Here is an 11,961-nt window from a genome sequence, read left to right as displayed (position 1 = left end):
GTCGGCGGGCCGTTTCAGTCCACCGGCAGCCGGTAGCCTCTCTTGACCACCGTCTGGACGAATCCGGGATCGCCCAGACCGGCCCGCAGCCGCGCCACGGCCATCTCGACCGCGTGCTCGTCGGCGCCGCGCGGCAGGGCGGGTAGCAGCGAGGCGCGCGAGCGCACCTTGCCGGGCACCGAGGCGAGCGCCCGCAGCACCGCCATCGGGGCCGGGGCCAGCGGTTTCAGCTCGCCGTCCACCATCGCGGCGTGGCCGCGCAGGGTCAGCTCGTGCTCGGCGACCCGCAGGGTGACCGCCCGCCGGGGCAGCTCGTCCACGATCGCGCGCACCAGCGCGCCCAGTCGTGCCCGCGCGGGGGCGATGACCGGAATGCCCTGCCGGATCAGCGGGGCGGCCGTGACCGGGCCGACACAGGCGGCGACGACGTCGGCGCGCATCGCCTCCAGCACCGCGTCGCCGCCCGCCCCGGCGGCCGCCAGCAGCGCGCCGACCGCCGGGGCGGAGGTGAAGGTGATCGCGTCGACCAGCCGGTTCGACACCAGGTCCACCAGCCGGTGCAGCGGGGCCGGGTCCAGCGGGGGCGCCCACCGGTACACCGGGACCTCGATGACGTCGGCGCCGGCGGCGCGCAGCGAGGCGCAGAACTCCGGCTGCTGATCGCCGTGCAGCTGGACGGCGACCGTCCGGCCCCCGACGCCACGGCGCAGCAGGTGGGCCAGGCACTCGTCGCAGCTCTCCGAGTCCGGCGACCACTGGTCGTGCAGTCCCGCGGCGCGCACCGCGCCGCGGGCCTTCGGGCCGCGGGCCACGATGTACGCCTCGGCGAGCACCGAGCGCAGCGGGTCGGCCAGACCCCAGCCCTCGGCCGCCTCCAGCCAGCCCCGCATGCCGATGCCGGTGTTGGCCACCACCACGTCCGGCGGGGTGTCCAGGCAGCGGCGGGTCGCCTCGCGGAGCTGGGAGTCGTCGTGCAGCGGGACGATGCGCAGCGCGGGGGCGATGACGACACGGGCGCCCCGCCGCTCCAGCAGCGCGGCCAGCTCGTCACGCCGCCGGTCGGCGGTCACGCCGACGGTGAAGCCGGACAGCTCCGTCATGACACCGCGCCCCGTCCCGCCGCACGATCGCTGTTCATGGGGTATCCACACCCACTTCGACCAGGTCGCCGTTGCGGCGCACCGGGTACGTCGGCACGGCCACCCCCGCCACGTCCAGGCACTCGCCGGTACGCAGGTCGTACACCTGCTTGTGCAGCGGGGACGCGACAGTGGGGGTGTCGCCGCGGGTGCCGACGATGCCGCGCGACATCACCTGGGCGCCCGCGATCGGGTCGCGGTTGCCGATGGCGAACAGCTCGCCGTCGAAGGTCCGGAAGACGGCGATCTGCACCCCGTCGACCAGGGCGGCGACGCCGCGTTCGGGCTGGAGCCGGTCGAACGCGCAGATCGCCGTCCAGGTCCCGGTCATGATTGCGGTGGTCATGAGGCACCTCCCAGGGTGACCGGCACCGGACCCTTCGCGGGGATCTTCTGCCCCCGCTCGACCTCGAAGGTGATGTCGGGGTCGGGCGTGCCCGGTGCGTTGACGAACGAGACGAAACGAGCGAGGCGCTGCGGGTCCTGCAGGGTGGCCCGCCACTCGTCGGCGTACGACCCGACGTGGCGGGCCATCTGCGCGTCGAGCTCCTCGCACAGCCCCAGCGCGTCGTCGACGATGACCTCGCGCAGGTGGTCCAGGCCGCCGTCCATCGCCTCCAGCCAGGTGGAGGTGCGCTGGAGCCGGTCGGCGGTGCGGATGTAGTACATGAGGAACCGGTCGATGGTCCGGATCAGCTCCTCGGTGGTGGCGTCGGTGAGAAACAGGTCGGCGTGCCGGGGGCGGAAGCCGCCGTTGCCGGCGACGTAGAGGTTCCAGCCCTTCTCGGTGGCGATGATGCCGAAGTCCTTGCTGCGGGCCTCGGCGCACTCGCGGGCGCAGCCGCTCACCGCCGACTTGAGCTTGTGCGGCGCGCGCAGGCCGCGGTAGCGCAGCTCCAGCTCGATGGCCATGCCGACCGAGTCCTGCACGCCGTACCGGCACCAGGTCGAGCCGACGCAGCTCTTCACGGTGCGCAGCGCCTTGCCGTACGCGTGCCCGGACTCGAAGCCCGCGTCGACGAGCCGGTGCCAGATCTCCGGCAGCTGCTCCACGCGCGCCCCGAACAGGTCGATGCGCTGCCCGCCGGTGATCTTCGTGTAGAGCCCGAAGTCGCGGGCCACCTCGCCGATCACGATCAGCTTGTCCGGGGTGATCTCGCCGCCGGGGATGCGCGGGACCACCGAGTACGTCCCGTCGCGCTGGATGTTGGCCAGGAAGTGGTCGTTGGTGTCCTGCAGGGCCGCCTCCTCGCCGTCGAGGATGTAGCCGTTGTTCAGCCCCGCCAGGATCGACGCGATCGCGGGCTTGCAGATGTCGCAGCCGCGGCCGGTGCCGTGCTCGCGCACCAGCTCGGAGAACGAGCGGATGCCGCGCACCCGGATGATGTCGAACAGCTCCTGGCGCGAGTAGGTGAAGTGCTCGCACAGGGCCTTGGACTGGGCCACCCCGCCCGCCGCCAGCAGCTGCTTGAGCAGCGGCACGCAGGAGCCGCAGCCGGTCCCGGCCTTGGTGCACGCTTTCAGGCCCGGCACGTCGGTGCAGCCGCCCGCGATGGCGTCGGTGATGTGGTCCTTGGTGACCGCGTGGCAGGAGCAGACCTGCGCGCTGCCCGGCAGCTCGGTCTTCACCCCGCCCTCGCCGGCCGGGGCCAGCAGCGCCAGCGGCGGCGCGGGCAGCGGCCCGCCGAGCGAGGCCCGCAGCGTCGGGTACGCCGCGGCGTCGCCGACCAGGATGCCGCCGAGCAGCGTCTGGGCGTCGTCGGTGAGCAGCAGCTTGGCGTACACGCCGGTGACCTGGTCGGTCACCACCACGTCCAGGCCCTCGGCGAACGGCGTGCCGAAGCTGGCCACGTCCACGCCGAGCAGCTTCAGCTTGGTCGAGGTGTCCGGCCGGGTCATCGCCGCGTCGCCGCCGGTCAGCCGGTCGGCGACCACCTCGGCCATGGCGTAGCCGGGCGCGACCAGGCCGTAGCAGACGCCGTCGCCGGAGTCGACGGCCAGCGCGGCGCACTCGCCGATCGCCCACACCGCCGGGTCGGCGGTGGCGCAGGACGCGTCGACCGCGAAGCCGCCGCGCGGGCCGCGGGCCAGCCCGGCGGGCTCGGCCAGCTCGTCGCGGGGCCGGATGCCCGCCGCGACCACGACCACGTCGACGTCGAGCGTGCCGCCGTCGTTGAACAGCATCCGGGTGACGCCGTCGTCGCCGCCCTCCAGGCCCGCGCAGCCGCGGCCGGTGTGCACGGTGACGCCGAGCGCCTCGATGTGCCGCCGCAGCACCGCGCCGCCGCCCTCGTCCACCTGCAGCGGCATCAGCCGGGGCGCGAACTCGACCACGTGCGTGGTGATGCCCAGCATCTTCAGCGCGTTCGCGGCTTCCAGGCCGAGCAGACCGCCGCCGAGCACCGCGCCGACCCGCTTGCCGTCGGCCGCCGCCCAGTCGCGCAGCGCCGCCAGGTCGTCGAGGGTGCGGTAGACGAACACGCCGGGCAGGTCCGCCCCGGCGATGGGCGGCACGAACGCCCGCGAGCCGGTGGCCAGCACCAGCGCGTCGTACGGCGTCTCGCCGGAGGCGCTGCGCACGACCTTCCGCTCGCGGTCGATGCCGGTGACGCACTCGTTCAGGCGCACCGCGACCCCGTCGGGCGCGCCGCCGAGGTGCAGTGCAGACGCGTCGTAGTCGTCGAACCAGGCCGACAGCCGCACCCGGTCGTAGGCGGGCCGGTCCTCCTCGGCCAGCACGGTCACCGACCAGCCGGGCACGGCCCGCTCCGCGAAGGCCTCCAGGAACCGCTGGGCCACCATGCCGTACCCGGCGACCACCAAACGCTTCGTCATGATCAGGACACCCCCACACTGTCGGAGCTGGACAGCCACCCGACGATGCCGTCAACCGCGTCCTTGCAGCTGCCGCAGCCGGTGGTGGCACGGGTCCGGGCGACGACCTCGTCGACCGTGCGGGCGCCGGCGCGCCAGCAGCGCACCAGCGCGCCCTTGGTGACCGTGTTGCACTGGCACACGGTGGCCTGGTCGGGCATGAGCGCGGGCGACGTCGTGGCGACCGGCGCCTCCGCGCCGCCCAGGGCCCGGCCCAGCAGCAGCGCGCGCCGGTCGCGCGGCACCACGCCCTTGCGGTCGAACAGCTGGATGACCTGCCCCACGTTCGGGTTGTCGCCGAGCATCACCGCGCCGGCCAGCCGGTCGCCGCGGATCAGCAGCCGGGCGTACGTGCCGCGGGCCGGGTCGGCGAAGCTGACGTCCTCGCAGGACGGGTCGGCCTGCAGGGTGCCCATGGCGGCCAGGTCGATGCCGGACGCCTTGAGCCGGGTCACCGGGGCGCTCGGCTCGTACACCGCCGCAGGCTCGGCGCCGGTCAGCCGCGCCGCCAGCACCTTCGCCTGCTCCCAGGCGGGCGCGACCAGCCCGCCGACCACCTCGCCGAACTGGGCGCAGTCGCCGATCGCGGAGATGCGCGGGTCGGAGGTGCGCAGCGTCTCGTCGATCACGATGCCGCGCTCCACCCGCAGGCCCGCGGCGCGGGCCAGCGCCGTGTCGGCGCGCACCCCGCAGGACAGCACCAGCAGGTCGGCGCGCAGGTTGCGGCCGTCCAGCCGCAGCGTCACGCCGTCCGCGTCGGCGCTCACCCCGATCGCGGCCGAGGCCAGGTGCACCGCCACGCCGTGCTCGGCGAGCGTGCGCACCAGCACCGCGCTGGCGCCCGGGTCGAGCTGGCGCTCCATCAGGTGGCCGACGCCGTGCACCACCTCGACGGCCAGGCCGCGCCCGGCCAGCCCGCGGGCGGCCTCCAGGCCGAGCAGCCCGCCGCCGAGCACCAGCGCGGTGCGGGCGCCGTCGGCGGCCTCCAGGATGCGGCGGCAGTCCTCCAGGGTGCGGAACGCGGCGACGCGCGGGTGCGGCGACTCCAGGCCCGGGATGGGCGGCACGATCGCCTGCGAGCCGGTGGCCAGCACCAGGTGGTCGTAGCCGAGCTGCTCGCCGCCGTCGAGGGTGACCGTCCGGGCGGCGCGGTCGATCGCGGTCACGGTGACCCCGGTGCGGGTCTTCACGCCGTGCCCGGCGGCCTCGGTGAGTGTGATGTCGCCCTCGGCGTGCTTCCCGGCCAGGACGCTGGACAGCAGGATGCGGTTGTAGGCCCGGTGCGGCTCCGCGCCGAGCACGGTGACCTCGACGTCCGGCGCGGCGGACAGCTCCGTGGCCAGCCGGGCGCCGGCCATGCCGTACCCGATGATCACGACGTGGTCGGGGGAGGTGCGGGGACGATCGGCGCGCGGCACGGCGGTGCCGTGTCGCGTGGTGTTACCTGGATTCATGGCGTCACCGGCTCGATTCGTACGGCACAGACCTTGAACTCCGGCATCCGTGAGATCGGGTCCAACGCGTCGCCGGTGAGCGTGTTGGCCCGGCCCGCGCCGGAGTAGTGGAAGGGTGCGAAGAGGGTGTCGGGGCGGATCGTGGCGACGATCCGGGCGGGGGCGGTCAGCTCGCCGCGGCGGCTGGTCACCCGCACCTGGTCGCCCTCGGCCAGGCCCAGCCGCTCGGCCAGGTCCGGGTGCAGCTCGACGAAGGGCCCGCCGGGCAGCGCCGCGATGCGGCGGGTCTGCGCGCCGGACTGGTACTGCGCCAGCACCCGACCCGTGGTCAGGTAGAGCGGGTACTCGGCGTCGATGTCCTCGGCGACCGGCCGGTGCTCCACCGCGATCATGCGGGCGCGCCCGTCCGGGGTCGGGAAGCCTGCTTCGAAGAGCCGCGGCGTGCCTGCCCGGTCCGCTGCGGGGCAGGGCCAGAACACGCCTTGCTCGGCGTCCACCCGCTCCCACGTGACGCCGGCGTAGTCGGCCACCCCACCAGCGGTGGCACGCCGCAGCTCCTCGAAGACGGCGTACGGGTCCGCGGTGAACCGCGGGGTCCGCACGCCTCCGGCGCCGGAGCGACCGTCGCCGGTTTGGCCGAGCCGGGAGGCCAGCTCGGCCAGCACCGCCAGATCCGTCCCTGTCCCTGGCGGTGGCTTGCGCAGGGCCCGGCGCCGCAGCACCCGGCCCTCCAGATTGGTCATGGTGCCGTCCTCCTCGGCCCACTGGGCCACCGGGAGCACCACGTCGGCCAGCGCGGCCGTCTCGCTGAGCACGAAGTCGCAGACGACCAGCAGGTCGAGCGACTTCAGCCGTTCGGTGATCCGGCCCGCGCGCGGCGCGGAGACCACGGGGTTGGAGCCGAACAGCAGCATCGCCTTCGGCCCGCCGGGCTGCCCCAGCGCGTCGAGCAGCTCGTACGCGGACAGGCCCGCGCCGGGCAGGCTGTCGGGGTCGACGCCCCACACCGCGGCGACGTGCGCCCGCGCGGCCGGGTCGTCGATCTTCCGGTACCCCGGGAGCTGGTCGTTCTTCTGGCCGTGCTCGCGCCCGCCCTGGCCGTTGCCCTGCCCGGTGAGGCAGCCGTAGCCGGAGCCCGGCCGCCCCGGCAGACCGAGCGCGAGGGCCAGGTTGATGAACGCGGTGACCGTGTCGACGCCCTTGCTGTGCTGCTCGGCGCCGCGCGCGGTGAGGATGATCGCGCGCTCGGCCGTGGCCAGCGCGCGGGCGGTGGCCTCCAGGTCGGCGACCGGCACCCCGGTGATCCGCTCCACCCGGGCGGGCCAGTAACCGGCGGCGGTCCGGCGGACCTCGTCCCAGCCGGTGGTGCGCTCGGCCAGGTATGCCGCATCGGTCAGCCCCTCGGCGACCACGATGTGCAGCAGGCCCAGGGCCAGCGCCAGGTCGGTGCCGGGGGTGGGCTGCAGGTGCAGCGTGGCGGCACGGGCGGTCGGCGTGGCGCGCGGGTCGACCACGATCTGCGCGCCGCCGCTGCCGCGCTGCTCGGTCAGGTAGCGGGCGAACGGCGGCATGGTCTCGGCCACGTTCGCGCCGATCAGCAGCAGGGTGTCCGCGGCCGCGACGTCGGCCATCGGGAACGGCAGGCCGCGGTCGATGCCGAAGGCGCGGTTGCCCGCCGCCGCGGCCGAGCTCATGCAGAAGCGGCCGTTGTAGTCGATGTTGGCGGTGCGCAGCACGGTGCGGGCGAACTTGCCCAGCGCGTACGCCTTCTCGTTGGTGAGGCCGCCCCCGCCGAACACGGCGACCGCGTCGCGGCCGTGCGCGGCCTGCACCCGCTCGATCCCGGCGACGATGTAGTCGTACGCCTCGTCCCAGCTCGCGGGCCTGCCCTTGACCAGCGGGGTGGTCAGGCGCTCGGGGTGGTCCAGCAACTCGGCCGAGGTCCAGCCCTTCTGGCACAGGCCGCCCCGGTTGGTGGGGAAGTCGCGGGCGGCGACCTCGACCCGGCCGTCCGGCTGCTCGCGCAGCGTCATCCCGCACTGCAGCGCGCAGTAGGGGCAGTGCGTCTCGACCTCGCGCGCGCTCGGCAGCACCGGCAGCGCGGTGACCGCTGTGGCGGGTGGGGCCGAGGGAGTCATGTGCGAAATCCTGCGGTCCGGGAGTTTCGCCTCAGCGTCCCTTGTGTTTCCAACCTGCTAAGACCAGCGCACGTCCGGCACGAAAGCGCTGTTGGGGGCGCTGGAGTGATCAGTGGCACCCCTGGCCGGGCTGTCCGGGCGGGTCCGCCGTCCAGTGACGGTGATGATCGTCCGAATGGTTGATTCTCCCATCCGGGCGCTAACAGTTACGATGACGTCACAATGCGTAAAACTGCTCAGAATGGGTGATTCTCACTCACGCAAGTGGCACGAAGAACAGGATGACTCGTGGTCACACCGGGCGTAATCTAATCGGCATGACTGCCAAAGTAACGCTGTCCTTCGCGGACGAGACGATTGAGGAAGCGCGCCGTTACGCCGAGCGCGACGGGCTGTCGCTGTCGGCCTGGATGGATCAGGCCGCACGGGAGAAGGCCCTACGGGAGCTGTTCAGCGCCCACGCGGACGTGGTCCGCCGGGCGGGCGTCGACCGTTTGGAGAAGAACGCTCTGGACGACGAGCGCGAAGTCGAATTGGTACGCCTGGAACTGTCAGGACGGGGGCGGCGTGCTGCGTAGAGGCGAGATCTGGCGGATCGACGGTGCCCGGGAGCGGCTCGGCCTGGTCATCAGCTCCGACGTGTACAACAGCACGGACGTGCCGATCGTCATAGTCGCGGAGGTCGTCGAGGAGGACGAGCTCCGCGACTCGCCGCTGGCCGTGCCGATGGGCGAGCTGATCATCATGCCGGACCGGGTGTCCTCGCCCATGAAGAAGTGGTTCACCGACATGGTGGACGTCTGCGACACCGACACCATGCGCCGGGTGGGCCGCGCACTGCGCATCATCCAGGACCTCTAGGCCCCGGCAGCCCTCAGCACTCGGCCTCGTCCTTCGGGCACTGCTCCCGCATCGAGGACTGCAGCGGCTCGAAGATCTCCGCCAGCTGGGCGAGCTGGGCGGGGGTCAGCCGGTCGATGAAGATCGACCGCACCAGCTCGACGTGAAACGGCGCGACCCGCCGGATCGTCTCCCAGCCCTCGTCGGTCAGCACGGCGAACTGCCCGCGCCGGTCGTCCGGGCAGCTCTCACGGCGGACCAGGCCCGCCCGCTCCATGCGGGTGATCTGGTGGGACAGCCGGCTCTTCTCCAGCAGCAGCGTGTGCGACAGCTCCGACATGCGCAACCGCCGCCGCGGCGCCTCGGACAGGCACACCAGCACGCTGTAGTCGGTCCCGGAGAGGCCGTGCTGGGCCATGCCACGTTCCAGCTCGGCCGTGACCAGCTTCGAGGTCATCAGGAAGCTGCGCCATGCCCGCTGCTCCTGGTCGGTAAGCCAGGGGACCTCGGTCGTCTGCGTCGTGGTGGTCACCATGAATCACACCCTAGAGGGGTGGGGACACCGGTCCCCACCCCTCATCGTCTCGATCAGGCCGTCGTCACGACATCGTCGTACGGCAGACGGGGGCTGCGGTCGAACCAGGCGTCGGCGCCCGGCTTGCCGATGTTCACCACGGCCAGCACCCGGTGCTCGCCGTCGGGGAAGAACTCCTTCTCCACACCGGCCGCGTCGAAGCCGGTCATCGGGCCCGCGGCCAGGCCCGCCGCGCGTACGCCCAGGATGAAGTAGCCGACCTGGAGCGCGCCGTTGAACCGGGCGGTCTCGGCACGGGCGTGGTCGTCGCCGGTGAACCAGTCGCGCACGCCGGGGAAGTGCGGGAAGGTGCGGTGGAACTCGTCGTGGAAGTTCGTGTCGGCGGCCAGCACCGCGACCAGCGGGGCGGCGGCCGTCTTGGCCTGGTTGCCCTCGGCCATCTGCGCGACCAGGCGCTCACGGGCCTGCTCCGAGCGGACCAGCACGACCCGCAGCGGCTGCATGTTCACCGAGGTGGGGGCGTACTTGACCAGCTCGTAGATGGCCTGCACCTGCTCGTCGCTCACCGGCTCGTCGGTGAACGTGTTGGCGGTGCGGGCGGCGCGGAACAGCAGGTCCTGCGCGGACTGGTCGAGGACGATCGACATGATGTCTCCTTGCGAAGTCGGTCTGGCTGTGTCAGCCACCTGGGACCAACTTTGGTGAAGCTTCAACTATTTCGCAAGGCGGCGCACTGTGGCCTAGGCGACACTATCTAGCCTCTGAGCTGCCCATACGTAAATATGCCCCGACCCCGGCAGGCGGGCCGGGGTCGGGGCGGGGAGGAAGGGCCAGGGGTCAGACGCCCGCGTGGGCCAGGCTGGGCGCCTGGGCGACCAGCACGCGCCGGCGCAGGTAGCACCACCAGGTGACGGCGAGGCAGACGCCGTACAGCACGGCGAACCAGCCGAACGCGGTCTCGATGCCGCCGGTGGCCTTGATCGAGTCGCTGATCGCCCGGGGCAGGTAGAAGCCGCCCACCGCACCGATGGCGCCGGCGATGCCCAGCGTCGCGGCCGACTCCCGCTTCGCGGTGGCCAGGTCGGGCGAGGTCGCCGCGAAGATCGCCGGGATCATGCGGTACGTCGAGCCGTTGCCCGCCCCGGCCGCGGCGAACAGCAGCAGGAACGCGGTGAGGAAGCCGGCCATGCTCTTGGCCTGCACCGCGGCCACGACGCCGTAGGAGCCGATGCCCATGAGCACGAAGCAGGCCGCGGTGACCCGCGCGCCGCCGACCCGGTCGGACAGCCAGCCGCCCACCGGGCGGATCAGCGAGCCGATCAGCGGGCCGGTGAACGCCAGGGTGATCGTCGCGGCGCCCAGGTGAGCCACCGGCGCCTGCGGGAACTGCAGCTTCAGCACCAGCGGGAAGGCGGCCGAGTAGCCGAGGAACGAGCCGAAGGTGCCGATGTAGAGGAAGGACATGATCCAGGTGTGCGGCCGCTTCACCGTGGCGAACTGGGCCTTGAGCGGCGACTTCGCCACGCTCAGGTTGTTCATGTAGAGGTGTGCGCAGAGCGCGGCGGCCAGCACCAGCGGCAGCCACATCAGGCCGCCGTAGACCAGCCCGAAGGACAGCGCGATCGGCACGACCAGCTGCATCACGCTGATGCCGAGGTTGCCGCCGGCCGCGTTGAGCCCCAGCGCCATGCCCTTCTCCTTCTCCGGGAAGAAGAAGGAGATGTTGGTCATGGAGGAGGCGAAGTTGCCGCCGCCCAGACCGGCCGTGGCGGCCAGCAGCAGCACCACCCAGTACGCGGGTTTGGCGGTGACCGCGTACACCATGCCGGTGATCGGGATCAGCAGCAGCAGCGCGCTGATCATGGTCCAGCTGCGCCCGCCGAACCGGGTCACCGCGAAGGTGTACGGGATGCGCATCAGCGCACCGATCAGGTTCGGCAGCGCGACCAGCCAGAACTTCTGGTCGACGGTGTACGGGAAGGCGGTGGCGGGCATGGCCACCACCACGACGCTCCAGAGCGTCCACACCGAGAACCCGAGGTGCTCCGCGAAGATGGAGAAGATCAGGTTCCGCCGGGCGACACGGCGGCCGGTGGACGCCCAGAACTCCGGGTTCTCGGGATCCCAGTTACTGATGGCGGCGGCGGGCGTCTTTGCCGGCGGCGCGGGCGCGGTGACGGTCATAGCGAGCAAGTTACGAACATGTGATTGCGATGATGTTCCGCGTCCCGTACCCGTGGTGTGAACCCTGCCGCACCGCGCCCGGCGCGGCGCTGTGAGTTCGCCCTGGAAAACCGGACAGGGAGCGCCATACCACAGGAGGGTCGGGCCGTTTTGACCTCACTGCGGGGCAGCGGGTATCGTTAGCGGCTGTTGTGCGAGAGGTGGCGCCGAGCCGGCAGTCCTGATGCTCAGGTAGGCTTGTCGTTCGCGCGCCGGTCCGTGTTCACGGCCGGCCGGCATCGCAGAATCCGTTGATCGTGGGCGGTCGCCCGCGGTCACACAGACCTACGACGAGACAAGGTAGACCTGTGCGTACGTACAGCCCGAAGCCGGGTGAGATCGAGCGTCAGTGGCACGTGATCGACGCTTCTGACGTCGTGCTGGGCCGGCTCGCCACCCACACCGCCAACCTCCTGCGCGGTAAGCACAAGCCGACTTTCGCGCCGCACGTCGACACCGGCGACTTTGTGATCATCATCAACGCCGGCAAGGTTGCCCTCACCGGCAACAAGCGCGCGACCAAGATCGCCTACCGGCACTCCGGCCACCCCGGTGGTCTGAAGGCCGTGGGTTACGAGGAGCTGCTCACCAAGCGCCCCGAGAAGGCGATCGAGCTGGCCGTCAAGGGCATGATCCCTCACAACAAGCTGGGCCGGCAGATCCTGTCGAAGCTCAAGGTCTACGCCGGCGCGGAGCACCCGCACGCGGCGCAGCAGCCGGTGCCGTTCGAGATCAAGCAGATCGCGCAGTGAGCGCGG

Annotated in this window: 11 protein-coding genes; 3 read left to right on the top strand and 8 right to left on the bottom strand. The window is 72.3% G+C overall.

The annotated features are described in order from the left end of the window. Nucleotides 1-14: 14 nt before the first annotated feature. The 5 genes from Cba03nite_RS03390 to Cba03nite_RS03370 are packed head-to-tail and all read right to left on the bottom strand — an operon-like array spanning nt 15 to nt 7,605. Complete coding sequence (locus Cba03nite_RS03390) at nt 15-1,100, bottom strand: uroporphyrinogen-III synthase (protein ID WP_203741648.1); 1,086 nt, start codon at nt 1,098-1,100, stop codon at nt 15-17. A 34-nt stretch (nt 1,101-1,134) separates the two neighbouring features. Beyond that, entirely contained in the window at nt 1,135-1,485 is a 351-nt protein-coding gene (nirD, locus tag Cba03nite_RS03385) for a nitrite reductase small subunit NirD (protein ID WP_203741646.1), read from the bottom strand. After that, on the bottom strand, nt 1,482-3,977 hold the full coding sequence (gene nirB, locus Cba03nite_RS03380) for a nitrite reductase large subunit NirB (protein ID WP_203742111.1): 2,496 nt from the start codon (nt 3,975-3,977) through the stop codon (nt 1,482-1,484). The genes nirD and nirB overlap by 4 nt, the downstream gene beginning before the upstream one ends. Continuing rightward, the gene (locus Cba03nite_RS03375; RefSeq protein WP_203741644.1) at nt 3,977-5,467 is read right to left on the bottom strand and encodes an FAD-dependent oxidoreductase; all 1,491 of its coding nucleotides are present in this window, start codon (nt 5,465-5,467) and stop codon (nt 3,977-3,979) included. Before Cba03nite_RS03375 ends, nirB begins: the two co-directional genes overlap by 1 nt. Continuing rightward, entirely contained in the window at nt 5,464-7,605 is a 2,142-nt protein-coding gene (locus Cba03nite_RS03370) for a molybdopterin oxidoreductase family protein (RefSeq protein ID WP_203741642.1), read from the bottom strand. Before Cba03nite_RS03370 ends, Cba03nite_RS03375 begins: the two co-directional genes overlap by 4 nt. Nucleotides 7,606-7,922: 317 nt before the next feature. Between Cba03nite_RS03370 and Cba03nite_RS03365 the strand changes: the two genes are divergently transcribed. Together Cba03nite_RS03365 and Cba03nite_RS03360 are read left to right on the top strand one after the other, a co-directional pair. After that, nucleotides 7,923-8,183: a DUF6364 family protein gene (locus Cba03nite_RS03365; RefSeq protein WP_203741640.1), complete on the top strand. Its 261-nt coding sequence runs from the start codon at nt 7,923-7,925 to the stop codon at nt 8,181-8,183. Then, nucleotides 8,173-8,466, top strand: coding sequence for a type II toxin-antitoxin system PemK/MazF family toxin (locus Cba03nite_RS03360; protein ID WP_203741638.1), 294 nt, complete (start codon nt 8,173-8,175; stop codon nt 8,464-8,466). The genes Cba03nite_RS03365 and Cba03nite_RS03360 overlap by 11 nt, the downstream gene beginning before the upstream one ends. A gap of 13 nt (nt 8,467-8,479) precedes the next feature. Here Cba03nite_RS03360 and Cba03nite_RS03355 read toward each other — a convergent pair whose 3' ends face one another. From Cba03nite_RS03355 to Cba03nite_RS03345, 3 genes are all read right to left on the bottom strand, one after another. Next, the gene (locus Cba03nite_RS03355) at nt 8,480-8,980 is read right to left on the bottom strand and encodes a MarR family winged helix-turn-helix transcriptional regulator (protein WP_203741636.1); all 501 of its coding nucleotides are present in this window, start codon (nt 8,978-8,980) and stop codon (nt 8,480-8,482) included. Between the two features lie 53 nt (nt 8,981-9,033). Continuing rightward, nucleotides 9,034-9,627, bottom strand: coding sequence for a malonic semialdehyde reductase (locus Cba03nite_RS03350; RefSeq protein WP_203741634.1), 594 nt, complete (start codon nt 9,625-9,627; stop codon nt 9,034-9,036). A 190-nt stretch (nt 9,628-9,817) separates the two neighbouring features. Next, nucleotides 9,818-11,164, bottom strand: coding sequence for an MFS transporter (locus tag Cba03nite_RS03345; protein WP_203741632.1), 1,347 nt, complete (start codon nt 11,162-11,164; stop codon nt 9,818-9,820). A gap of 347 nt (nt 11,165-11,511) precedes the next feature. On the opposite strand from Cba03nite_RS03345, the gene rplM reads away from it, so the two are divergent. Further along, nucleotides 11,512-11,955, top strand: a complete 444-nt coding sequence (gene rplM, locus Cba03nite_RS03340) for a 50S ribosomal protein L13 (protein ID WP_203741631.1) — start codon at nt 11,512-11,514, stop codon at nt 11,953-11,955. Nucleotides 11,956-11,961 lie beyond the last annotated feature (6 nt).

It is taken from the genome of Catellatospora bangladeshensis (assembly GCF_016862575.1).
Classification (GTDB): domain Bacteria; phylum Actinomycetota; class Actinomycetes; order Mycobacteriales; family Micromonosporaceae; genus Catellatospora; species Catellatospora bangladeshensis.
This window is presented reverse-complemented; position numbering and strand designations above follow the sequence as displayed.